The sequence below is a fragment of the Clostridium sp. 1001275B_160808_H3 genome, assembly GCF_015550425.1.
GTDB lineage: Bacteria > Bacillota > Clostridia > Clostridiales > Clostridiaceae > Clostridium.
On sequence record NZ_JADNAT010000017.1, the window covers coordinates 1 to 24,262 of the forward strand.

The window sequence follows — 24,262 nt, forward strand, 5'->3', positions numbered from 1 at the left end:
GAAATGTGTAAAGATGAAGCTAGACACGGACAAGCATTCAAGGGATTATTAGACAGATATTTCGGACAAAACTAATTTGCCTGATTATTTATAGGGTATCGTTTAAAAAAGAGTGTTGTATTATTACGTTAATACAACACTCTTTTTGTAATGTGAAAATGAGGATGTTTTATATACAAAAATACAATATATAATCTCTTTAAATACTTATAAAAAGTGGATATAATTATAATAAATGATGTATAATGGACAGTGGATAATTGATGAATAAGATTCTTAGGAGTTTAGGAAAATATGTTTTTTATATTTTATAATTCAGCTTTGCTGAATTTTTTCATTAGTTATGCATTATTACTTATCAATTAGAAGTATTCTTGGAGGTGATAAGATGAGCGCATCTATTTTATTTATAATAGCCTATACCATTAATATTTTATCTGCAATATCATTAATATTTATAGAAAGAAAAGAACCTACTACTACATGGGCATGGTTGTTAATATTATTAGTTCTTCCAGGAGTTGGATTTATAATATATTTAATTTTTGGTCAAAACTTAAATAGACAAAAGATATTTAGAGAAAAGAAAGTAACAGATGAGAAAAAGGCAAAAGATTTAATTGAAAAATTTAAAGAAGAAAAAAGAGCAGAAAGAATATCAAAAGAATATGTGGATCTTATAATGATGAATTATAATCATTCAGGAGCATTATATACAACAGGTAATAGCATTAAGAGTTACATTGATGGAGAAGATAAATTTAAGGACTTAATAAATGATATTAGGTCTGCTAAAGATTTTATACATATTGAATATTATATATTTAGATTAGATGGACTAGGAAAATCTATACTAAATGAATTAAAGAAAAAAGTAGATGAAGGTGTAGAAGTAAGACTTTTAATAGATGGAATGGGGTCTAAGTCCATAAGAAATAAAGATATAAAGTACATAAGAAGCTTAGGAATAAAATTTGCAGTATTTTTCCCAGGAATATTACCATATATTAATATACGTTTGAATTATAGAAATCATAGAAAGATTGTTGTAATAGATGGAAACATTGGTTATGTAGGTGGCTTTAATGTTGGAGATGAATATATAAACAAAGGAAAGCAATTTGACTTTTGGAGAGATACGCATATAAGAGTTCAAGGAGAAGCTGTAAATGAGCTTAACAAGAGGTTTATTTTAGACTGGGATTATGCGTCAGAAGAAGAGCTTAAAAGTTATGAAAAATACTTCAATAAGCAAGAAAGCTATGGTGATGTTGGAATACAAATAATATCATCAGGTCCTGACCATAAAGAAGAATATATAAAGAATGCATATATGAAGATAATTAATAATGCAAAGAAAAATGTATATATTCAAACTCCGTATTTAGTGCCAGATGAACCAATGAAAGAAGCGCTGAAGATTGCAGCATTATCTGGAGTAGATGTAAGACTAATGGTACCAGGAGAGCCAGATCATTTCTTTATGGAATGGATATTAAGTGCTAATATTGGAGAATTAATAGCGTGTGGAGTTAAAATATATAGATATCAAAAAGGTTTTATACATTCAAAAACTATGGTTGCTGATGGAAAGGTGTGTAGTATTGGTACTGCAAATCTAGATATCAGAAGTTTTCAATTAAATTTTGAGATAAATGCATTCATATTTGAAGATAAATTTGCAAAGGAACAAGAAAAAATCTTTTGTAAAGATATTGAAGAGTGTAATTTAGTAACTATGGAAGAGTATAATAATCGAGGAAGATGGTTAAGGATAAAAGAAGCCTTAATAATGTTAATTGCTCCAATATTATAAAGTTAAAAATATATGAAGCTCTTTCATTATATTGACAAAAGGTTGCTGTTTGGTATAATTAGGTAAAGAAATTTTGATTACTTAAGAGGGCTCATTTGAGGTCTCTTTTTTAATATAAAAATCTAAATAGCTTAGTTTATATAGATTATTATCTAAATCATCAAATATTAATTATCAGATATTAATTAATAAAAAGGGGGCAAGTTCATGATAATTATTTTAAAACCAAAAACAACTGAAGAGGAAATAAGAAAGCTTACAGAAGAACTTGAAGTACAAGGGGTAAAGGTTAATCCTGTTATAGGAACAGAATTAATAATCTTAGGACTTGTAGGAGATACAAGCAAAATAGATCCTCTTAAAATTGAAGCAAATAATAATGTTGAAAAGGTAATGCATGTGCAAGAGCCATTCAAAAAAGCTAATAGGTTATTCCATCCAGATAATACAGTTGTAAAAGTAAATAATAGTGAGATAGGTGGAAATAAAATAGCTATGATAGCTGGACCATGTTCAGTAGAAAGTGAAGAGCAATTGACATTTATAGCAAATGAAGTTAAGAAATTAGGGGCAAATTTCTTAAGAGGTGGAGCTTTTAAACCAAGAACTTCACCATATAGTTTCCAAGGATTAGAGTATGATGGTTTAGAATTATTAAAAATAGCAAGGGAACAAACAGGGTTACCTATAGTTACAGAAATAATGTCACCATATGATGTTGAGATATTTGAGAGAGATGTAGATGTAATTCAAGTTGGAGCAAGAAATATGCAAAACTTCGATTTGTTAAAAGAATTAGGAAGGACAAATAAACCAATACTATTAAAAAGAGGCTTATCTGCGACGATAGAAGAGTTTTTAATGAGTGCTGAATATATAATGGCTGGAGGAAATGAAAATGTAATTCTTTGTGAAAGAGGAATAAGAACATTTGAGACTTATACAAGAAATACATTAGATTTAAGTGCAATACCAGCAATTAAAAAATTAAGTCATTTACCAGTCATTGTAGATCCAAGCCATGCAACAGGAAAAAGATATATGATATCACCTCTTGCAAAGGCGGCAGTTGCAGTAGGAGCAGATGGCCTTATAATAGAGGTACACAACGACCCAGCTAAAGCTTTATGCGATGGTCCACAATCAATAAAACCAGAAGATTACGGAACATTATTTGATGAATTAAAAGCTATTGCAGCAGCCGTTGGAAGAGAAATATAGGTCAATGGATAATGGACAATGCATAATTAAGGAATAAACTCCTTTAGGAGTTTATGAATTAAGAAATATTTTTTTATAAACTTCGGAGAAGTTTTTCCTAAATTATCAATTGTCCATTATGAATTATCAATTGTAATTGTCAGTTGTCCATTATCAATTATTAATTGGAAAGCAGGTGTTTTAATGAAGTTATCCGTAAATTTAATTCATAGTAGCTATGATATTATTATAGAAAAAGGAATAATAAATAAATTATCAAATGAGATAAAGAATCTTTTTAAAGGTAATAAGATATTTATTTTAACTGATAAAAATGTTGATAAGTTTTATGGGGAGCTAGTATTAAATAATTTAATTAGTGCTGGCTATGAGGTTAAGAAGGTAGTACTTGATCCTGGTGAAGAAAGTAAGAGTTTTTTCACTTTACCTTTAATTTATGATGAGCTTTTAAATTTTAAGTTTACTAGAAGTGATTTAATTATGACTTTAGGTGGAGGAGTTATAGGAGATTTAGGTGGATTTGTTGCATCTACTTATTTAAGAAGTGTACCTTTTGTACAAATACCTACAACTTTATTAGCACAAGTAGATAGTAGCGTAGGTGGAAAAGTTGGAGTAGACTTAGAGAAAGGTAAAAATTTAGTAGGAAGTTTTTATCATCCTAAGAAAGTAGTTATAGATCCAGAGGTTCTAGAAACTTTAAGTGATAGAGTATTTAATGATGGAATGGCAGAAGTTATTAAATATGGTTGTATAAAAGATAGAGAGTTTTTTAAAAGTCTAATCAATTATAGTGATAAGAAGGAAGTTATGAACAATATAGAATACATCATTCATAATTGTTGCAAAATTAAGACAGAAGTTGTGGAAAAAGATGAAAAAGATACTGGGGAAAGAATGCTTTTAAATTTTGGTCACACAATAGGTCATGCAATTGAGCAGTATTATAATTATAGTAAATATACCCATGGAGAAGCTGTTGCAATTGGGATGTATGAAATAACTAAATTAAGTGAAGAATTAGGAATAACAAAGAATGGTACAAAGGATATAATTAAAGATATATTAATAAAATATAATCTTCCATATGAACTAACAATAGATATTAAAGAAATATTAGAAACTATGAAGCTTGATAAGAAAAACTTAGGAAACAATTTAAATTTGATTTTCTTAAAAGAAATAGGCGATAGCTTTATATACAAAACAACAAGTAAAATATTTCAGAAAAATGAAGAAATGGAAGAATGAAAGAATTAATGAAATAACTCGGTAAACAGAGTTATGATTATATAGGTGAATATTAGAAAAGAGAAAAAGAATGAAAAGGGAAAGAATGAGAAGTAAAATATAAGAAATTAATAGTGAAAAAATTATTACCATTAACTTTTTCGTTTTTTAACTCTTTAATTCTTCCCATTACAAATAAGGTGGTGTTTTATGAATAGTTTAAGATTATCGAAATCTAGATTAAATGGAACGGTGAAGGTTCCACCTTCTAAAAGTATGTCACATAGAGCTATTATTTGTGCTGCTTTAGGGAGTGGGACTTCTGTAATAGAAAATATAGATTATTCAGATGATATTAATGCAACTATAGATGCAATGATTGCATTGGGAGCTGTTATAGATAGGGATACAAATAAGGTGACAATAAGTGGGATATATAGAGAAGATTCAATAATCAATCCAGTTAGAGCGATTGACTGTAATGAGTCAGGCTCTACTTTGAGATTTATTATACCTATATCTTTATTATTTGCTGGAATGACTAAGTTTGTTGGAAAAGGAAACTTAGGTAAAAGACCTTTAGACACATATTTTGATATATTCAAGGAACAAGGTATCAAATATCATAGTGTAGAAAATGATTTAAATATGATTGTCAAGGGGGTATTACAGCCAGGAGAATTTAATTTGCCTGGGAATATAAGTTCGCAATTTATCACAGGACTTTTATTTTCACTTCCTTTATTAGATGGTGACTCTAAAATCAATATAAGTACTAGAATAGAGTCAAAGGGATATATTGATTTAACATTAGATTGTATGAAGGATTTTGGAATAGAAATAGAAAATAAAGATTACAAAGAGTTTATAGTTAAAGGAAATCAAAAGTATATATCTAGAAACTATAGAGTTGAAGGCGATTATTCGCAGGCAGCATTTTATCTTGCTGCAGATGCACTTGGATCAAATGTAACTATTAGTGATTTAAAAAAGGATTCCCTTCAAGGAGATAAAGAAGTAATAGATATACTAGAAAGAATGGGAGCAAAATTTATAGTTGATAGGAATCATATTAAGTGCAAAGTAGAAGAAGAATTGGCATCCACTATAATAGATGCATCACAATGCCCAGATATAATTCCAGTAATATCATTAGTAGCAACACTTGCAAAAGGAAGAACTGAAATTGTTAATGCAAGCAGACTTAGAATTAAAGAGTGTGACAGATTAAAGGCTGTGGCTACTGAACTTAATAAGTTAGGAGCTAAAATAGTAGAAAAGGAAAATGGTCTTATAATAGATGGTGTAGATGAACTTGAAGGTGGAGTACAGGTTTGGAGCTGGAAGGATCATAGGATAGCAATGACTTTAGCGATAGCATCAACTAGATGTAAAAATCCTATTGAATTAACTGATTATGATTGTGTAGCAAAATCTTATCCAGGCTTTTTTGAAGATTTTAAAATGCTAGGAGGAAATGTAGATGAGTGGGGTATGGGGCAATAATATAAAAGTTTCTATATTTGGAGAATCCCATGGAAATGCCATAGGAATTAATATAGATGGTTTGCCATCAGGTTTTGAAATAGATATGGATAAAGTTCTTTTAGAAATGAATAGAAGAGCTCCAGGGAAAAATGCAATGTCAACAGCAAGAAAAGAAAGTGATCTTCCAGAAATATTAAGTGGATATTTTGAAGGCAAGACTACAGGAACACCTCTTTGTGCAATAATAAGAAATGCTGATACAAGGTCAAAAGATTATAATAAAACAAAGGATTATATGAGACCTGGGCATGCTGACTATACAGGATATATGAGGTATGATGGATTTAATGACTATAGAGGTGGTGGTCATTTTTCAGGAAGAATAACTGCAAATTTAGTTTTTGCAGGAGCTGTATGTAAGCAGATATTAGAAAAAGAAGGTATATTTATAGGTGCTCATATATCTTCAATAAAAGATATAGAAGATAAAGATTTTAATAGTACAAATATATCTAAAGAGCAGATATTAAATTTAAGAAAAATGGAATTACCATTAATTGATGATTCTTTAGCTGAAAAGATAAAGCATACTATATTACAAGCAAAGTATGATGGAGATTCAGTTGGAGGTACCATAGAATGTGCTGTTACTGGAATAAACCCTGGAATAGGTAATCCATTTTTCGATTCAGTAGAATCTACATTAGCTCATTTAATGTTTTCAGTACCAGCAGTAAAAGGAATAGAGTTTGGTAAGGGATTTGAAATGACTAACATGTTTGGGTCAGAATGTAATGATGAATATTATTATGATGGAGATAAGATAAAAACAAAAACTAATAATAATGGTGGAATACTAGGTGGAATTACAAATGGAATGCCTATATTATTTAAGGTTGCAATAAAGCCTACAGCATCTATTATAAAAGAGCAAAATACAATAGATATTAATACAAATGAAAATGTTAAGTTTAGAGTTGAAGGAAGACACGACCCATGTATAGTTCAAAGAGCTGTACCTGTTATTGAGGCTGTAACAGCAATAGGCTTACTTGACTTAATAAAGGGGAGATAATTAATGAGTGAATTAGAAGAGTATAGAAAAGAAATTGATTCTATAGATAAAGAATTAATTTCTTTATTTGAAAAAAGAATGGATGTTGCAGTTAAGGTTGGTGAATATAAAAAGAAGAATAAGTTACCAATTTTTAATGGTAAAAGAGAAGAAGAAGTTATAGAAAAAAATATAAAAAAGCTTAATAATAGTTCATATATGGACATTGGAAGAAGCTTTTTTGAAAATTTAATGGAATTAAGCAGATCCCTTCAATCTAATGTAATACAAGAAAATAATAATATTCAAAATAACCTAATTGGAGAAAACTCAAATTTTATATTTGGATATCAAGGAGTTAAAGGATCTTTTAGTGAAGAAGCTCTTTTAAAGTACTTTAAAAACTGCGATAATGCAAAAAACTATGATGAGTTTGTAGATGTATTTGATGCTTTAAAAAATAATGAAATACAATATGCAATTTTACCTATTGAAAATTCATATACAGGAGCAATTACTGAAGTATATGATCTTCTGGTTAAGTATGGATTTTATATTATTGGAGAAGAATGCATTAAAATAGATCAGCATTTAATTGGAGTAAAAGGATCAGATATAAATAGCATACAGGAAATATATTCACATCCTCAAGGATTTGAACAGAGCAAGAAGTTTTTAAGTAGATATCAAAATATGAAGTTAATACCATATCATAATACAGCAATAAGTGCTAAGCTAATTTCAGAGTTAAAAGATACTAAAAAAGCTGCTATAGCAAGTAAAAGGGCAGCACAAATTTATGGACTAGATATATTACAAGAAAACATAAATGATAAAAAGGATAATCATACTAAATTTATAATTATAGGAAAAGAATTAAAATATAATGATGAATGTAATAAAATTAGTGTAGTATTTTCTTTGGAAGATAAGGCTGGTACACTTTATAATTTATTAAGATACTTTGCAGAAAATAATATAAATATGATTAAGATAGAATCAAGGCCAAATAAGCATGAATCTTGGAAGTATTTACTTTATGTTGATTTTGAAGGCAGCCTAGAAAATTGTGAAGTTAAAAATGCTTTAAAACTTATAGAACAAAATAGTGGATACTTTAAAATTATTGGAAGCTATAAGGCGAGTTTATAGTATATAAATTAACTCTTAGCACATAAGTAAGATTAATAATAAAATATAAGCTGAATTAAAAAATAATAAACTATAATTTTTAATATAAGGGTTACTTTTTAGAGTATCCCTTTTAATTTTTTTAAAAGGTAATAGTTTAGAAACTTAATATACTAATAAATTTTTTGCTTATTAGTATATAATTTAATGAATAAATGTATTGCCTATAAGGATTTAAGCTATGGATGAAACTTATAATCTTTATAAATAAAATAATAAAAAAATAGTAGTAATTAGAAAAATTTAGGTGTATAATTATAATATAAATAATATTTAGAATTTTAAGAAAATAATATTGAAATTAAAAAAGAAGGAAGGGTAACCTTTCTTTTAAAATTACCATTCTTATAAACGTTTACAAAGTGATAGGAGGCATTTTTATGGTGGGTTTTGATGTGAGGGAAATTAAATTAAATGATTATGAGGATATTCATAGGCTTAATTCAAAGCTAGATTATTCAAACATAAAATCCATAGCAGAAGATAAAAGTTCTATAGTTCTTGTAGCACAATTAAATGATGATGTTATAGGTTATGTTAATAGTAATCTTATTGAGGACATAAATTATAATAAAAGATTAGATATTAACGATATAATTGTTGATGAAAAATATAGAGGATTAGGAGTAGGGCATCAACTAATATTAGAGCTTGAAAAGAATGCAAAACAAAATGAAGTAATGTATATAGTAAACAGTAATAAAGAATATAATGAAGAAGAAGTTAAATTTTATAATAGACAAGGGTTTAAATTAGATAATAAAAGGCAATTTATAAAAAATGAATATATTCAATAGCATATAAGCAGTGATACTTAGAAAGTGTTTCACTGCTTTAATTTTTTAGAAAAATCTTTTTTTAATATTCAAGTTAATATTCTTTAATTTATAATGATATTAAGCAAATCAAAGTGTATATGTCTAAGATTATGATGATTTAATAGAATCAGAACTATAAATAATATTGTACATATCCATTTTTATAAAAAATATTTGATTATGTTATAATATTTATAATCAAGAAAATAGTTAAATAACATAATATAAATTAAGATAGAGATAGGGGGGACGGTTATGGAGTTTTATGGATTATTAGGAGAAAAGCTTTCACATAGTTTATCACCAGAAATTCATAGTGAATTACTAAAATTTATAAATAAAGATGGGGCATATAAATTATTTGAAGTGGAAAAAGAAAGACTAGAAGAGTTTACAGAAGCTTTAAAACTATTAAAGATAAAGGGTACAAATGTAACTATACCCTACAAAAAAGATATAATGAAATATATTGATAAGATATCAGAAGAAGCAGAAAAAATAGGTGCAATAAATACTATAGCTTTAGAAAATGGAAAGCTATATGGATATAATACTGATTACTATGGTTTTGGATATATGTTAAAAGTTAATAATATAAGTATAGAAGGAAAAAGTGCAGTTATTTTAGGAAATGGAGGAGCTTGCAGAGCAGTAACGCATTATTTGTTAGATAATAAAATATCGAATGTTAAGATTGTAAGCAGGAAACCAAAAAAAGAAGAATTTGATTTACAAAATGTAGATTTAATAACTTATGAAGAATTAAAAGAAATCAGTGGAGATATTTTAATAAATTCTACTCCTGTAGGCATGTATCCTGATATTAATGCATCACCAGTATCAGAAGATGTAGTAAAAAATTTTAATGTTTTAGTTGATTTAATATACAATCCCATGGAAACTAAGTTTTTGAATATAGGGAATTCATTATCTAAAAAAACTACTTGCGGATTATATATGCTTATAGGTCAAGCAGCTAAGGCACAAGAAATATGGCAAGGTATATCGATTGATGAAGAGATAATAAAAGAAATATATGAAAAATTAAAGTTGAAGTTCATCTAGTTATAGGAGAATATAAATGGATAAAAATATAATTTTATTAATTGGAATGCCTGGATGCGGTAAAAGTACTATAGGTGAGGAGTTATCAAATAAAATAAATTATGACTTTTGTGATATGGATAAATATATAGAAGAAATATCTAATAGTACAGTAAAGGAATTATTTAATATTAGTGAAGAATATTTTAGGGATTATGAAACAAGATCTTGCAAAGAATTAAGTAATAAAAGTAATATAGTAATTTCTAGTGGTGGTGGAGTAGTAAAAAGAAAAGAGAATATAGATTTCTTTAAGGATAAAGGAATAATAATATTTATAGATAGACCAATAGAAGATATTTTAAGAGATGTTGATATATCATCAAGACCACTATTATCAGAGGGTAGGTCTAAACTTTACAACCTATATTCTGAAAGATATAATTTATATAACGATTATTGTGATGTGAGAATAATTAATGATACAACTATAAAAGAAACTTTAGATAAAATCATTAAAATAATTTAGCAATAAGTATTTTTAGGAGGGGTTAGATGAAGGTACTAGTTATAAATGGTCCTAATTTGAATATGTTAGGAGTAAGAGAAAAAGAAATTTATGGAACTAAGGACTTTCAAGATGTTTGTAATTACATCAAAGAAGAGGGGCAAAAAAGAAATATTGATATTGAGTTACTTCAAAGCAATATTGAAGGTGAAATAATCAATGGAATTCATAAGGCATATTATGAAAAATATGATGGTATAATAATAAATCCTGGTGCATATACACATTATAGCTACGCTATAATGGATGCAATAAAAGCAGTAAATATAAATACTGTTGAAGTTCATTTATCAAACATACATGCAAGAGAGGAATTTAGGCATAAATCAGTAATAGCAGCAGCATGTATAGGACAAATATGCGGTTTTGGAGAATTTGGGTATGTAATGGCCATGGAAGTGCTGAAAAAATGGAAAAGTTAAAAGTGAAGAGTTAAAAATATAATTTTAGAAACTTTTGAGAAGTTTCTTCATAAATTGTCAATTATCAATTATAAATTTTTAATTGTAAGAGTAGTATGGAGGGATAGGTATGATTATTGTAATGAATCCGAATTGTAGTGAAGATGAAGTATTGAAGGTTAAGGAAGAATTGGAGAGTAAAGGTCTAGGAGTTCACTTATCACAAGGAGAAACTTTCTGCATTTTGGGTGTAGTTGGGGAAACTCGATCTATAGATTCTGATAAGCTTCTTAGATTTGCTGGAGTAGATAAAGTTCTTAAAGTTGAAGAGCCTTATAAAAAGGCTAATAGATTATTTAAGCCAGATGATACAGTAATTGATGTAAAAGGTAGTTTAATTGGAGGAAATAACTTAGCTATTATGGCAGGACCTTGTTCTGTTGAAAGTGAAGAACAAATAATAGAAATAGCTAAGAGCGTAAAGGAATCAGGTGCAACATTTTTAAGAGGTGGAGCATTTAAGCCAAGGACTTCTCCATATAGTTTTCAAGGGTTAGAATTAGAAGGTTTAGAACTTCTAAAAAAGGCTAGGAAGGCTACAGGACTACCAATAGTAACGGAAATAATGTCAACAGATTATATAGATATATTTGTTAGAGATGTAGATGTAATTCAAGTTGGTGCAAGAAATATGCAAAACTTTGATTTATTAAAACAACTAGGTAGAACAAACAAGCCTATTTTATTAAAAAGAGGTTTATCTGCGACAATAGAAGAATGGTTAATGTCTGCTGAATATATAATGGCAGCTGGAAATGAAAATGTAATATTATGTGAAAGAGGTATAAGAACATTTGAAACTTATACAAGAAATACATTGGATTTAAGTGCAATTCCAGTAGTGAAAAAGAAATCACATCTACCAGTTATAGTAGATCCAAGTCATGCAGCAGGATACTGGTACCTTGTAGAACCATTAGCTAAAGCTGCAATAAGTGCAGGAGCTGATGGATTAATGATAGAAGTCCATAACAACCCACAATGTGCATTAAGTGATGGACAGCAATCAATAAAGCCAGAAGCTTTTAAAAAGATAATGGATAAAGTTAAGATACTAGCAGAAATGGAAGGAAAGAAATAATTGATAATGCACAATTGACAATGGACAATTAGGTAATAAACTTCAGTAGTAGTTTAGGAAAATAGAATTTCAACGGACAATTGAAAATTAAAAATGGATAATTAAGGAATAAAATCCTAAAGGAGTTTAGAAATTAAAAATACTAAAAAACTTCGGAGAAGTTTCTCCTTAATTATCCATTGTACATTATCAATTATCAACTGGAATTGTCCATTGTCCATTATCAATTATATTTAGTTGGGGTGTTTTTATGAGAATTTTAATAGTAGGGCTTGGTGTTATAGGTGGAAGTTTTGCTATGGCGCTTAAAGCAGCAGGATATGAAGAAGTCTATGGAATTGATAGTAATTTAAGTACTTTGAGCAAGGCAGAAGAACTAGGAATAATTAAGAAGGGCTATGTTAATGCTAGTAAAGTTGTAGGAAAGGCTGATTTAATTATTCTTGCAATATACCCTATGCTTATTAAAAGATTTATTGAAGAAAATAGAAACTTATTTAAGTCAGGGGCAATAGTTACTGATACTACAGGAATAAAAAAGCTTTTTATTGATGACATATTAAATATATTACCTTCAGATATAGATTTTATATTTGGACATCCTATGGCTGGGAGAGAAAAGAGAGGTATTGATTATGCATCTAAGGAAGTTTTTAAAGGGGCAAATTATTTAATAACTGTAACTGATAAAAATAAAGAAGAAAATCTAAAGGTTCTAGAGGATATTATTTACGATATGGGGTTCAAAAGAATTAAAAGGATAGATCCTATATTTCATGATAAAATGATAAGTTTTACAAGTCAGCTTCCTCATGCAATAGCGGTTGCATTAATTAATAGCGATGAAGAAGGTAGAGACACAGGAAGTTTCATTGGTGATAGTTATAGAGATTTGACTAGAATTGCAAATATAAATGAAGATTTATGGAGTGAATTATTTATTGGAAATAAAGAAAATTTGATAGAATCAATAGATAATTTTATAAATGAGATAAATTATATAAAATCAGCTCTAGTTGAAAGTGATGAGAAAAGATTAAAAGAATTATTTATAAAATCAAGTAAAAGAAGAGAAAAATTATAAAAATTAAGCTGCTTCCATAATTAGAAGTAGCTTAATTTTTATAATATTTTTTCAATATAAAGGTCAGTAGTTTTACTTAAGTCAATGAATTCGTCTTCACATAGTAAAAGTGGAGATGAAATGTTATTTAAGTTCATTTGAATTATTTTACACTTACTTTTATTATTTAGTAATACATTTTGTCCTATATAAAAGTTTGCCATTCCTTCTAAAAATGTACAACATAGGCTATAGTCTAGTTTTGTTAGACTTTCATCTTTTATGATCTTTAATGATTCTAGTGGCTTTTTTCTTTGCTTATATATTCTATTTGAGTTAATTGCATCAAAAGTATCAGCTATTGCTATAATTTTAGCAAAATCATGAATTTGATTTCCTTTAAGTCCAAGTGGATATCCAGTTCCATCACATCTTTCATGATGCATTAAAACTGCATAAAGTACTGATTGACTTATAAATGGAATTTGCTTTATTTCATTATAAGCAATAGTAGGGTGAGTTTTTATTATTTCAAAATCTTTTTTAGAAAGAGGATCTTTTTTTCTTATTATATCTTCATCTAATTTTGTTTTACCAAAGTCATGTAATAAAGATGCATAAATAAGTGAATGAAGTTTATTATCAGTTAATCCGTGCCATTTTCCAAGTAAATAACTTAATGAAGCCACATTTACAGAGTGTCTATAGATACAATCTTCATCGCTACCATGTAGAACAATATTTTTTAAAACACTACTGCTAAGTTTAAGTTCCTGAGATAACTTTTTTGCGTATTCGTTTATTTCATTTGTATTTGATGCTTGAAGAGTTTTAGCATTATCAAATATTAGCTTAACATCTATAGAAATATTACTAAGGGTTTTTTCAGCTTTTTTTAAAGCAATTGTTTCTTTTGAATTATCTTGATCATTAGTATATATTTCAACAGTGTCAAAAGCACAAATAGAATTTAGTTTATCTAACATTTGTTGATTAATTGTTATTCCTTCGCCAACAAGAACAGTTCCATTAGATACTATCTCACTAGCTATGACCATGCCTGTTTTTAAATCTCTCACATTTATAAATTTCTTTCTGCTACTCATTAAACTAACCTCTCATAATAAAATTTTATATGGCAATTACATCTAATACAGTTTTATACATTTAATACAAAATTATGGTTACATGTTATATTTCGGACACCGATACTGAAATATTATACTTATTACAAAAATTTGTCTAAATATACAATATAGATATATGACCATTTTGAATAAATAACTATAATATAGTAATTTAAATAGTGGAATAAGTTACTTTGTTTCTATTTTCATTATGATATAATATTTTATATGATTTTTAGAGGGAGTGTATTTAGATGAAAGAATTAGAAACTAGAATAATTGATATAGATGTTGATAGTATAAGAGAAAAGCTTAAATTATTAGGAGCTGAAAAAGTAAAAGAAGAATATCAAACAAATAATATATATGATTTTGAAGATAATAGACTATTAAATGTAAAAGGATATGCAAGAATAAGAATAACAGATGATAGAATGTCAAATAAAGAAGTAGTGTATATGACTACAAAAAAAATGTTAAGCCAAGAAACGTTTAAAGTTATGGAAGAAAATGAAACTATAGTTGAAGATAAAATAGCTGCAGAAAAAATATTTTTATCTTTAGGATTGAATTTAAAGCAATCTATCAAAAAATATAGAGAAAGCTATAAATTAAATGAATCTTTAGTAGAAATAGACATAAATGATAAAAGCTTTTGTCCATTTCCGTATTTAGAAATAGAAACTACGTCAGAAGAAAAATTAGAAGAAATACTAGAACTACTTGGTTATACAATAAATGACACAACATCAAAAACAATTTATGAAATATTAGAGGAAAAAGGCATAACATCAAAGAATGGAAAAGGACTTTAAAATTAAGATAATAATGTAGTATTTTGTATTTATCTGTAACAAAAGTTGAGCCTCTTTAGTAAATTATAATTAAGGAATCTAAATACTAAGGAGGATATATATATGGACTGGTTTAGTGAACTTAATCCAGTTATTCAAGGATTATTTGCAACTTTATTTACTTGGTTTATTACAGCTTTAGGAGCATCATTGGTTTTTTTCTTTAAAAAAGTAGATAAGAAAGTTTTAAATACAATGTTAGGGTTTGGTGCTGGAGTAATGATGGCTGCTAGTTTTTGGTCTTTATTAAATCCAGCAATAGAACTATGTAATGAACTTGGATATAGTGGATTTGTTATTCCATCACTGGGATTTCTTTTAGGGGGACTATTCTTAATTTTTGCTGATAAATTGATGGATTCATATTCTTATGGTGTAATTACCAACAAAGGAGAGGAAGATTTACCTAAAACAAGCAAATACAAAAAAAGTATACTTCTAGTTCTGGCAGTAACGCTTCATAATATTCCAGAAGGTTTAGCAGTGGGTGTTGCATTTGGTGGTGTTGCAGTTGGAATACCAGGAACATCATTAATAGCAGCAATGACTTTAGCCTTAGGAATAGGACTACAAAACTTTCCAGAGGGAGCTGCTGTATCTTTACCATTAAGAAGAGACGGTATATCAAGATCAAAAAGCTTTTTATATGGTCAAGCGTCAGGTTTAGTAGAACCAATAGCGGGTGTAATTGGAGTAATAGCTGCATTATCAGTTAGAAGCATACTACCATTTTTATTATCATTTTCAGCAGGAGCCATGATTGCTGTTATAGGTGCAGAGTTATTACCAGAAGCATCAATGGAGAATAAAAAACTAACAACATTGGGTTTAATATTTGGCTTTATAGTCATGATGGTTTTAGATGTTGCTTTAGGATAATATAAGTAATGATGGAATTTAAAAGATTATAAAGAAGAAATTCTGTCTAAAAATTTAGACTAGGCTAAAATTGTTAGACAAAATTAAAAGGTAGAAAGAAAATCTTTCTACCTTTATATTTAATAGAATTATGCTTTGTTAACTGATCCGAATAATTCCATTTTTTCTTTAACTGTAGCTTTTATAGCTTCAAATCCTGGAGCTAAAAGCTTTCTTGGGTCAAAGCCTTTTCCTTGAAGGTCTTTTCCAGCTTCAATATACTTTCTAGTACCTTCAGCAAATGCTAATTGACACTCAGTGTTAACGTTGATCTTAGCAACACCTAAAGAAATAGCTTTCTTAATCATTTCTTCTGGAATTCCAGTACCACCATGTAATACTAGAGGAACATTGTTTGTAACATTGCTTATAGCTTCTAAAGCATCAAAGCTTAATCCCTTCCAGTTTTCAGGATATTGTCCGTGGATGTTACCAATACCAGCAGCTAACATAGTTACTCCTAAGTCAGCAATTGCTTTACATTCAGCAGCATCAGCAATTTCGCCTGCACCTACAACTCCATCTTCTTCTCCACCGATTGAACCAACTTCTGCTTCTAAAGAAAGTCCTTTTTCAGAAGTTAATCTAACCATTTCCTTTGTCTTAGCTATGTTTTCATCGATTGGATAGTGAGATCCATCAAACATTATTGATGAGAATCCAGCTTCCATAGCTTTTAAAGCTCCTTCATAGCTACCGTGATCTAGGTGAATTGCAACAGGGACAGTGATGTTTAACTCTTCCATCATGCCATTTACCATTCCAACTATAGTCTTGAAACCACACATGTATTTAGCAGCTCCTTCTGAAACTCCTAATATAACAGGTGAATTATTTTCTTGAGCAGTTTGTAAAATAGCTTTAGTCCATTCTAAGTTGTTAATATTGAATTGACCTACAGCGTATTTTCCCGCTTTAGCCTTGTTTAACATTTCTTGTGCTGAAACTAACATGGTATAAACCTCCATAATTTTAAATTTTATTACAATATAAGCTGTAAAGCTAAAATATATCAAGAATATATATTCTACATATTTATTCTTGTCAATAGTATTATAACCCAAAATAAATTTAATTGAAACAAAAAAATTAGAAATTAATTTCTAGTGTATAAATATTATGGCTATTTAACTAAAATTTATTAAACCATTGTTATAAATTGCGACTTAAACATAATGATATGTATTAACTTTCCGATTTTTATATAATATCTAGTTATCTTAGCCTTTATATTCGCAATTTATATTAGAGGTTAAAAAATAATAAGTTTTAGTATAGAATATATAATGAAGAAATGACTGGGGGAAGTGCAATGGAAAATTTAGAACTAGTAATATTTGATATGGATGGATTAATATTTGATACAGAAAGACTTTCTTATGAATCATGGAAGGAAGCTGCAAAGGAATTTAATATAGAATTTGATTTAAATTTGCTATATAAATTACTTGGAACTAATCATGAAAGTGTTAGAAATACTTTACATAGTGAGTTTGAAAATAAAATAAATGTTGATAATTATATAATGGAAAGAAATAATATTTATTTATCAAAAATAATGAATGGTGAAGTAGAAAAGAAGAAGGGAATAGACGAGTTATTAAAATATTTAACTGATAAAAATATAAAAAAAGCTGTTGCTACATCTTCAAATAGGGAAGTAGCTTATAGGCTTTTAAAAGAGGCTGGTATTTATGATTATTATGATTATATATTATGCGGAGATGAAGTCAAAAAATCTAAGCCAAATCCAGAGGTGTTTTTAAAAGTTGCAGAAAAGCTAGATATACCTGCAAATAAATGTATGGTACTAGAAGATTCAGAAGCAGGAACGATAGCAGCAAGTAGGGCAAGAATGATTCCAGTTATCATACCAGATTTAAAAGAGCCTAGTGAAGATATTGAAAAGTTAGCATTTAAAAAGCTAAATAATTTAGAAGAAGTAGTTAATTTAATTGAAACTTCATTTTAATTTTGAAGGAAAATATTTTTCAATTAATAACATGAATAATTATTAATAAAATCATACTAAATAATTTATAAACTTATTTAAATAAATAGAAATGTTTTTTAGTGAATAGGAAAATTATAATTATATATTATTCTTATATAAGTTGCAAAAATAATAAATTTATTTAAATATTCTTTAATAAATATAATTAGATAAATATAAAAATTATTGCAACTTATATATCTAAATTATTTAAGAAATATTATAGGTGGTGTACTAATGGAATATATAAATGATATAAATATACAAGAGGCTGTTATACATATTGTTGATTCTAATGGGGATGAAGCAATTCTAAATGAATATAACCTTGAATTAAATGAAGAGACATATAAGTTTCTGCATAGACATATAGAAAAATGTTTTAAAGATGAGGAATTAAAATATGCAGTTTTTAACCAAGAAAGAAATATAGTAAAAGAAGTAGTTCAAGATTATTTAAATGGAATAGATAACAATTTAATAGGATTATCACAAGAGCTTGCAAGGCAATTGTTTATAATAATGAAGGCAAATGTAAATATACCTTCATGTGATTTAATAATAGTTTCATTAATTACAGATCAAGGTCCAATGATTGGTATACTTAAGATGGATTATGTTAAGAATTTTACTCACCAAGTTGGGTTTAAAGAAAATAAAATAGGAATAGATATAGTTCCACAATCAGCAGGACTTCCAGGTAGTAGTCAAAGGATACAAAAAGCAGCTTTTATTAAACCTATAAGAGAAAATCAAAGATATGATTTAATGGTTATAGATAAGCAAAGAAAAAGTAAAGAGGAAGAAGAATATGGAGCAAATTACTTTATAAGCAACTTCCTAGGATGCTCAATAATTAGTAGTGAAAGGGATATGACTAAAACATTCCTAAAAGCAGCTGAAAATTGGACTAGAAGTAATATAGTAGAAGATGCAGATAAAGCAGAGAGAATAAGGACTACTGTTAAAGCAAAGTTAAAAGAAGAAGATACTATAAATATAGATGAGCTTTCTAATGAGCTATTTAAAGAAAATCCACAAGTAAAAAATGATTTTTCAACCTTTGTAAAAAGTCATGGCTTAGAAGATGAAGTTGCTGTAGATAAGCAATGGATTGAAAAAAAGTTAAAGAGAGTAAGACTAAAAATTGACAAAGATATAGATTTATACATAAATGAAGAAGCTTATCATGATAATACTAGATTTGAAATACAAAGAAATGGTGATGGAAGCATCAATATGATAATAAAACATGTTATTAATTATTTAGAGAAGTAAGAAGATTGCAAAGCAATTTATTTAGTTAAAAGTTAATAGTGAAAAGTTTGGGATGTTTTGCTAGTCAAAACTTAAATTCCAAGTGTTAGACAGCACTTTTAATAAAAAGGACAGTATCTAGATTTACGTAAATTTAGATACTGTCCTCTTTGCTAATATTTAGATTTTTATATTCAACATGGTTGAATTATTTTACTAATTCTTTCACTTTTCACTATTTTGTTTTGCAAAATCCTACCATTCACCCGGATAAGCTATAATAGTAACGGTTACTGTTCTTCTACCAAATGCAATGCACTCTGCTTCAGAATTCATATATAGGTCTATTTTATTGCCTTTAATAGCACCACCTGTATCAGAAGCTATTGCATATCCATAACCTTCAACATGAACTTTGGAGCCTAGGGGTATTACACTTGGATCAACTGCAACTGTACTTAGTCCATTAGGATCATGTACTGGTTTAAGGCCTGTTGCAGTAAAGCCATGTCCAGTGTAAGCTGTAGCAGTCATAGAATACGATCCTAAGCTATTATTAGTATTGTTATTGCTATTGTTGTTACTACTATTGTTAGTACTAGCATCCCCCATAAAATTGGAAGTTGGCGGTGGAGTTTCACTTAAGGCTATTTTTTCATTGCCTAAAGCAATTGCAGCATTAGCTAATCCTATAACATAATCACTATTAAGCTGAGGTAACATATATTGTAATGTGTTAACTGCATCCTGAACTTCTGAAATTGATGAAGAATCTGAATTTATAATTGATAATGGATGAGAGATTAATTTCTCTTCGTTAGCTTCAATTATATTCATTATTTCATCTTTTCTAGAATTTAAATCATCTAAAAGTTTTTGTTGTTCTTCCTTTTTCTCGCTTACTTCAATTAAGTTATTTTCAATTGATTCTTGAAGTTTTTTTAAGTCAGATTGCTTTTTTTCAATTTCTTTAGCATTTTTATCAAGAGCTTCTTTTTTTTCATTTATTTCAATAATCATTTGTTTGTCAACTGAAATTATTTTGCTCATAGCTTGTACTCTATTAAGCATATCAAAAAGATTTTCAGAAGTTACTAAGTAAACAATCATATCTGTAGCCATATTACTTTTATACATGGAACGAACACGTCCATCAATAGTTTTTTGTGTTTCTTCAATTTCTAGCTTTGCTTCTTCAATTTTGTGGTTAATAGTAATTATTTCATTTTCTGTATCTTCAATTTTAGAATTATTTTCTGTTAATTGAGTATTTAAATTTTCTATTTCAGTATTTAACTTACTAATCTCAGTATCTAATTCTATAGTTTCGTCATCTAATTGTTCATATTTAACTTTATTCTCTTGAATAGTTTGAGTATCCGAAGAATTTGGTTCTGCTAATACGAAATTGCTATTGTTGAAAATTAATAATAAAATCATACTTACAGATAATAAAGCTTTTTTTGTCAAAAATATACACCTCCAATTAAAACTAAGCAAAGGCTACAATAAATTATATAGGTTGTCCATATAATATTCTTATGATAGTGTATATCCTACAATAAATATTGGATATTGGCAAGTTTTATGTAGATATCATGGAATAAATGGTATATAGTGAGAATTTATTATAATATATTTTAATTTATAAAATGTTTATAAGAAAATAATTACTATTAACTTCTAATTGGATTGAAAGTAGTATATTTGCAAATTGCGAGTTAGGTGATATGTATTAACTTTCTGATTTTCATATAATGTAAAATATAATTCTTAATTATAGATGTAATAAGAGAAGTCCAAGCGCTTAAATAAACCCATGGACTTCTTTTATTTTTATTATTTTTCCTTTATTAATTTAACTAAAATAGCTTTTTGAACATGAAGTCTATTTTCAGCTTCTTCAAAAATTGTATCTGCATGCTTTTCTAGTATTTCTTCAGTTATTTCCTCTTCTCTATGTGCAGGTAAACAGTGAAGAACTATAGCATCACCTTTAGCAAGAGACATAAGTTTAGAGTTTACTTGATAAGAAGAAAAGGCAGCTAGTCTTTCGCTAGCTTCATTCTCTTTTCCCATACTAGCCCATACATCAGTTATAACTACATCAGCATTTTTAATAGCTTCTTCAGGATTATCAACTATTACAAAGTTTAAATTATTATTTTTAGCAATTTCTTTTCCTTTTTCTATATAGTGATCTTTAACCATATAATTTTTGGGAATAGCTAGAGAGATGTTCATTCCAACAGTTAAGCAACCGACTATAAGTGATTGTGCCATATTATTACCATCACCTATATAAGCTACTTTCAAACCATCAAAAGTATTTTTATTTTCTCTAATAGTCATTAAGTCAGCTAAAACTTGGCAAGGATGTTCATCATCAGTAAGACCATTTATTATTGGAATACTAGAAGATTCAGCAAGTCTCTTTACTTCATCTTGAGCAAAGGTTCTTATCATTATTCCATTTAGATATCTAGACAATACTCTAGATGTATCCTGAATAGGCTCCCCACGGCCTATTTGTAAGTCACTTGAGCTTAAAAATAATGGGTACCCTCCTAGTTGATACATGCCAGCTTCAAAAGAAACTCTTGTCCTAGTAGAAGACTTTTCAAATATCATTCCAAGAGTTTTACCTTCAAGATAATGATGTTTAATACCATGTTTCAATTCATATTTTAATTGATCCCCAAGATTTAAAATATCAAGAATTTCCTCCTTAGATAAATCCTCCATTTTAAGTAAATCCTTATTCATAAAAACCCCCATTTTTACAATTGATAATGCACAATGCACAATGGATAATTAATGATAAACCTTTAGAGTTTAGAAAATATATTCTTAATTCAGCTGTGCTGAATTATTTCAATAATTATTAATTTTAATTGTCCATTATCAATTGTTATTACTCATTGCTTAATATTGCATTTATTATTTCTATTCCTTTTTTTATTTCTTCTTTTGTTATTATCAAAGGTGGTAGTAGCCTAACGACATTTGGTCCAGCTGTTAATACTAAAAGCCCTTTTTTTAGTGCTTTCTTTTGTATTTCTAAAGCTGGTATTTTTAGTTCTAATCCTATCATTAAGCCTTTACCTCTAACTTCTTTAATTAAATTTGAATCTATATCTTTAAGTAAAGAAATTAAGTACTCACCATTTTCCGTAATTTCATTTAATTTAGAGTTAGTACAAATGGTATCTAAAACAACCAATGCTCCAGAGCAAGCCACTGGATTTCCACCAAATGTTGTACCGTGGTCACCAGGTTTAAAGACGGTTGATAATTTTTCATTGCATAGAAAACCTCCTATAGGTAAACCTGATCCTAAGCCCTTAGCAATGGTAACTATATCCGGATTTACATCAAAGTGTTGATAACCAAATAGTTTTCCAGTTCTACCTATTCCACATTGAACTTCATCAAATATTAAAATAATATCTCTTTCTTTACATATTTTATAAACTTCTTTTACAAATTTATAATCTAAAGGATAAATTCCACCTTCACCTTGAATTGCTTCCATCATAACAGCACAAACATCATTAGATAATTTATCATTGAAATCATCTATATCATTTGCTTTAAAATGATCAAATCCCCCAGGAAAAGGAAAGAAGTAGTTGTGAAATTTATCTTGTCCAGTTGCTGTTAAAGTTGCTAAAGTTCTACCATGAAAAGATTGCTTTAATGTAAGAATTTTATTTCTATTAGCTCCATATTTATCAAAACTATATTTTCTAGATAATTTTATAGCGCCTTCATTAGCCTCAGCACCAGAGTTGCAAAAAAATACTTTACTCATTCCTGAAAGAGTAGTTATTTTATCAGCTAACTTTAAAGTAATCTCATTAAGAAAAATATTTGATGTATGTTGCAAAGTACAGGCGGTATTAGATATAGCTTTGCTCCATTCAGAATTCCCATAACCAAGGCTATTTACCCCGATTCCACTTGTAAAATCTATATATTCATTTCCATTATCATCATATAGCATACAGCCATTACCCTTAACTAAATTCACAGGAAGATAAGAGTAAGTTGACATTAAAGATAAATCATTAGACATATAAAAACCCCCATGTAAAAATTGACAATGGATAATTAACAATTAATAATTATTGAATTAAAAATATATTTCCTAAACTCGTAGAGTTTATACCTTAATTATGCATTGTCAATTGTCCATTATACATTGTTAATATATCATTGTTCCTATTCCTTCTTTTGAGAGTAGCTCTAAAAGTATTGAGTGGGGGAGAGTGCCATCTATTATATGTGCTTCTTTTACTCCCATTCTTATGGCTTCTATACAACAATCAATTTTAGGAATCATACCACTTTTTATTATTCCATCCATTTGTAGTTTTTTTATTTCATGTAGTCTTAGTGATGATATTAATGTAGCTTCATCATTTGGATCTATCATTAATCCAGGAACATTTGTAAGTAGCATTAATTTTTCAGCTTTTAGCGCTGAAGCTAATTTAGATGCACAGATATCTGCATTTATATTATAAGTTTGAGTGCAATTCTCGCTTGTTGCAATTGATCCTATAACAGGAATGTATCCTGATGATAATAAAGTAGTTAGTAGAGTTGTATCAATAGATGTTATTTCTCCTACAAATCCGAGATCAATTGATTTTTCTAATTTTCTTGCTTTTATAAATGAGGCATCTATGCCACATAAGCCGAGTGCTTTTCCACCAGCGCTTTCTATTAAGCTTACTATGTCTTTATTTACCTTACCTCCTAAAACCATTTGAACTATTTCTATAGTTTTATCATCTGTATAACGGAGACCATCTATAAATTTACTTTCTTCACCTATTTTATTCATAAACTCTGATATATGAGGTCCACCTCCATGAACTATAACAGGTTTTATTCCTACACATTGTAATAATACTATGTCAGTTGCAACACTTTTCCTTAGTTCATCACTAGTCATTGCATTTCCACCATATTTTATTACTACTATTTTACCTGATAATGATTGTATATATGGAAGTGCTTGAGTTAATACTCTTGCATGTTCAAAATAATTCAAAACTTAATACCTCCAG

At 28.2% G+C, this 24,262-nt stretch carries 22 protein-coding genes and 1 pseudogene; 17 read left to right on the forward strand and 6 right to left on the reverse strand.

Annotated elements, in window-relative coordinates; translation table 11 throughout:
- The 13 genes and pseudogenes from I2A75_RS12905 to I2A75_RS12965 all read left to right on the forward strand — a co-directional run.
- Positions 1–75 (forward strand): annotated as a pseudogene (locus tag I2A75_RS12905) (NADH peroxidase); the annotation flags it as partial.
- Between the two features lie 313 nt (positions 76–388).
- Complete coding sequence (gene cls / locus I2A75_RS12910) at positions 389–1,816, forward strand: cardiolipin synthase (protein WP_195265129.1); 1,428 nt, start codon at positions 389–391, stop codon at positions 1,814–1,816.
- Positions 1,817–2,023: 207 nt separating this feature from the next.
- Positions 2,024–3,037, forward strand: coding sequence for a 3-deoxy-7-phosphoheptulonate synthase (gene aroF / locus I2A75_RS12915; protein ID WP_195265131.1), 1,014 nt, complete (start codon positions 2,024–2,026; stop codon positions 3,035–3,037).
- A 183-nt stretch (positions 3,038–3,220) separates the two neighbouring features.
- Entirely contained in the window at positions 3,221–4,288 is a 1,068-nt protein-coding gene (gene aroB / locus I2A75_RS12920; protein WP_195265133.1) for a 3-dehydroquinate synthase, read from the forward strand.
- Between the two features lie 189 nt (positions 4,289–4,477).
- Positions 4,478–5,773, forward strand: coding sequence for a 3-phosphoshikimate 1-carboxyvinyltransferase (gene aroA, locus I2A75_RS12925; RefSeq protein WP_195265135.1), 1,296 nt, complete (start codon positions 4,478–4,480; stop codon positions 5,771–5,773).
- Positions 5,751–6,830, forward strand: coding sequence for a chorismate synthase (aroC, locus tag I2A75_RS12930; RefSeq protein ID WP_195265144.1), 1,080 nt, complete (start codon positions 5,751–5,753; stop codon positions 6,828–6,830). Before aroA ends, aroC begins: the two co-directional genes overlap by 23 nt.
- A gap of 3 nt (positions 6,831–6,833) precedes the next feature.
- Entirely contained in the window at positions 6,834–7,961 is a 1,128-nt protein-coding gene (pheA, locus tag I2A75_RS12935; RefSeq protein ID WP_195265146.1) for a prephenate dehydratase, read from the forward strand.
- Between the two features lie 419 nt (positions 7,962–8,380).
- On the forward strand, positions 8,381–8,797 hold the full coding sequence (locus tag I2A75_RS12940) for a GNAT family N-acetyltransferase (protein ID WP_195265149.1): 417 nt from the start codon (positions 8,381–8,383) through the stop codon (positions 8,795–8,797).
- Positions 8,798–9,073: 276 nt separating this feature from the next.
- Complete coding sequence (gene aroE / locus I2A75_RS12945; RefSeq protein WP_195265150.1) at positions 9,074–9,883, forward strand: shikimate dehydrogenase; 810 nt, start codon at positions 9,074–9,076, stop codon at positions 9,881–9,883.
- 16 nt (positions 9,884–9,899) lie between these two features.
- Positions 9,900–10,391: a shikimate kinase gene (locus tag I2A75_RS12950; protein ID WP_195265152.1), complete on the forward strand. Its 492-nt coding sequence runs from the start codon at positions 9,900–9,902 to the stop codon at positions 10,389–10,391.
- A 26-nt stretch (positions 10,392–10,417) separates the two neighbouring features.
- Positions 10,418–10,852, forward strand: a complete 435-nt coding sequence (aroQ, locus tag I2A75_RS12955) for a type II 3-dehydroquinate dehydratase (protein WP_195265154.1) — start codon at positions 10,418–10,420, stop codon at positions 10,850–10,852.
- A gap of 109 nt (positions 10,853–10,961) precedes the next feature.
- Positions 10,962–11,972, forward strand: a complete 1,011-nt coding sequence (gene aroF, locus I2A75_RS12960) for a 3-deoxy-7-phosphoheptulonate synthase (RefSeq protein WP_195265156.1) — start codon at positions 10,962–10,964, stop codon at positions 11,970–11,972.
- Between the two features lie 250 nt (positions 11,973–12,222).
- Entirely contained in the window at positions 12,223–13,056 is an 834-nt protein-coding gene (locus tag I2A75_RS12965; RefSeq protein WP_195265157.1) for a prephenate dehydrogenase, read from the forward strand.
- Positions 13,057–13,094: 38 nt separating this feature from the next.
- Here I2A75_RS12965 and I2A75_RS12970 read toward each other — a convergent pair whose 3' ends face one another.
- Positions 13,095–14,141: an HD-GYP domain-containing protein gene (locus tag I2A75_RS12970; protein ID WP_195265159.1), complete on the reverse strand. Its 1,047-nt coding sequence runs from the start codon at positions 14,139–14,141 to the stop codon at positions 13,095–13,097.
- Positions 14,142–14,416: 275 nt separating this feature from the next.
- On the opposite strand from I2A75_RS12970, the gene I2A75_RS12975 reads away from it, so the two are divergent.
- Complete coding sequence (locus I2A75_RS12975; RefSeq protein WP_195265173.1) at positions 14,417–14,977, forward strand: CYTH domain-containing protein; 561 nt, start codon at positions 14,417–14,419, stop codon at positions 14,975–14,977.
- Between the two features lie 102 nt (positions 14,978–15,079).
- The gene (locus I2A75_RS12980; RefSeq protein ID WP_195265174.1) at positions 15,080–15,895 is read left to right on the forward strand and encodes a ZIP family metal transporter; all 816 of its coding nucleotides are present in this window, start codon (positions 15,080–15,082) and stop codon (positions 15,893–15,895) included.
- A gap of 128 nt (positions 15,896–16,023) precedes the next feature.
- Here I2A75_RS12980 and fba read toward each other — a convergent pair whose 3' ends face one another.
- Positions 16,024–16,887: a class II fructose-1,6-bisphosphate aldolase gene (fba, locus tag I2A75_RS12985; protein WP_195265176.1), complete on the reverse strand. Its 864-nt coding sequence runs from the start codon at positions 16,885–16,887 to the stop codon at positions 16,024–16,026.
- 359 nt (positions 16,888–17,246) lie between these two features.
- Here fba and I2A75_RS12990 point away from each other — a divergent pair, with 359 nt between their 5' ends.
- Positions 17,247–17,906 (forward strand): HAD family phosphatase, encoded by a 660-nt coding sequence (locus tag I2A75_RS12990; protein ID WP_195265178.1) that lies wholly within the window; start codon positions 17,247–17,249, stop codon positions 17,904–17,906.
- A gap of 258 nt (positions 17,907–18,164) precedes the next feature.
- Positions 18,165–19,205: a nucleoid-associated protein gene (locus tag I2A75_RS12995; RefSeq protein WP_195265180.1), complete on the forward strand. Its 1,041-nt coding sequence runs from the start codon at positions 18,165–18,167 to the stop codon at positions 19,203–19,205.
- 234 nt (positions 19,206–19,439) lie between these two features.
- On the opposite strand, the gene I2A75_RS18115 is transcribed toward I2A75_RS12995, so the two are convergent.
- The 4 genes from I2A75_RS18115 to argB all read right to left on the reverse strand — a co-directional run bounded on the left by I2A75_RS18115 (position 19,440) and on the right by argB (position 24,246).
- Positions 19,440–20,654: a 3D domain-containing protein gene (locus tag I2A75_RS18115; protein WP_195265183.1), complete on the reverse strand. Its 1,215-nt coding sequence runs from the start codon at positions 20,652–20,654 to the stop codon at positions 19,440–19,442.
- A gap of 369 nt (positions 20,655–21,023) precedes the next feature.
- Positions 21,024–21,950, reverse strand: a complete 927-nt coding sequence (gene argF / locus I2A75_RS13005; RefSeq protein WP_195265185.1) for an ornithine carbamoyltransferase — start codon at positions 21,948–21,950, stop codon at positions 21,024–21,026.
- A gap of 148 nt (positions 21,951–22,098) precedes the next feature.
- Positions 22,099–23,262: an aspartate aminotransferase family protein gene (locus I2A75_RS13010; protein WP_195265186.1), complete on the reverse strand. Its 1,164-nt coding sequence runs from the start codon at positions 23,260–23,262 to the stop codon at positions 22,099–22,101.
- A 129-nt stretch (positions 23,263–23,391) separates the two neighbouring features.
- Entirely contained in the window at positions 23,392–24,246 is an 855-nt protein-coding gene (gene argB, locus I2A75_RS13015) for an acetylglutamate kinase (protein ID WP_195265187.1), read from the reverse strand.
- Positions 24,247–24,262: the final 16 nt, after the last annotated feature.

Bases quoted from the DNA above. Each gene is read 5' to 3' on its own strand.
- I2A75_RS12990 (WP_195265178.1), top strand. From the start codon at position 17,247: ATGGAAAATTTAGAACTAGTAATATTTGATATGGATGGATTAATATTT.
- argF (WP_195265185.1), bottom strand. From the start codon at position 21,950: ATGAATAAGGATTTACTTAAAATGGAGGATTTATCTAAGGAGGAAATT.
- I2A75_RS12980 (WP_195265174.1), top strand. From the start codon at position 15,080: ATGGACTGGTTTAGTGAACTTAATCCAGTTATTCAAGGATTATTTGCA.
- I2A75_RS12970 (WP_195265159.1), bottom strand. From the start codon at position 14,141: ATGAGTAGCAGAAAGAAATTTATAAATGTGAGAGATTTAAAAACAGGC.
- pheA (WP_195265146.1), top strand. From the start codon at position 6,834: ATGAGTGAATTAGAAGAGTATAGAAAAGAAATTGATTCTATAGATAAA.
- cls (WP_195265129.1), top strand. From the start codon at position 389: ATGAGCGCATCTATTTTATTTATAATAGCCTATACCATTAATATTTTA.
- I2A75_RS12995 (WP_195265180.1), top strand. From the start codon at position 18,165: ATGGAATATATAAATGATATAAATATACAAGAGGCTGTTATACATATT.
- aroQ (WP_195265154.1), top strand. From the start codon at position 10,418: ATGAAGGTACTAGTTATAAATGGTCCTAATTTGAATATGTTAGGAGTA.
- I2A75_RS13010 (WP_195265186.1), bottom strand. From the start codon at position 23,262: ATGTCTAATGATTTATCTTTAATGTCAACTTACTCTTATCTTCCTGTG.
- fba (WP_195265176.1), bottom strand. From the start codon at position 16,887: ATGTTAGTTTCAGCACAAGAAATGTTAAACAAGGCTAAAGCGGGAAAA.
- aroB (WP_195265133.1), top strand. From the start codon at position 3,221: ATGAAGTTATCCGTAAATTTAATTCATAGTAGCTATGATATTATTATA.
- aroA (WP_195265135.1), top strand. From the start codon at position 4,478: ATGAATAGTTTAAGATTATCGAAATCTAGATTAAATGGAACGGTGAAG.
- aroF (WP_195265131.1), top strand. From the start codon at position 2,024: ATGATAATTATTTTAAAACCAAAAACAACTGAAGAGGAAATAAGAAAG.
- I2A75_RS12940 (WP_195265149.1), top strand. From the start codon at position 8,381: ATGGTGGGTTTTGATGTGAGGGAAATTAAATTAAATGATTATGAGGAT.
- aroC (WP_195265144.1), top strand. From the start codon at position 5,751: ATGAGTGGGGTATGGGGCAATAATATAAAAGTTTCTATATTTGGAGAA.
- aroF (WP_195265156.1), top strand. From the start codon at position 10,962: ATGATTATTGTAATGAATCCGAATTGTAGTGAAGATGAAGTATTGAAG.
- I2A75_RS12965 (WP_195265157.1), top strand. From the start codon at position 12,223: ATGAGAATTTTAATAGTAGGGCTTGGTGTTATAGGTGGAAGTTTTGCT.
- I2A75_RS12950 (WP_195265152.1), top strand. From the start codon at position 9,900: ATGGATAAAAATATAATTTTATTAATTGGAATGCCTGGATGCGGTAAA.
- aroE (WP_195265150.1), top strand. From the start codon at position 9,074: ATGGAGTTTTATGGATTATTAGGAGAAAAGCTTTCACATAGTTTATCA.
- I2A75_RS12975 (WP_195265173.1), top strand. From the start codon at position 14,417: ATGAAAGAATTAGAAACTAGAATAATTGATATAGATGTTGATAGTATA.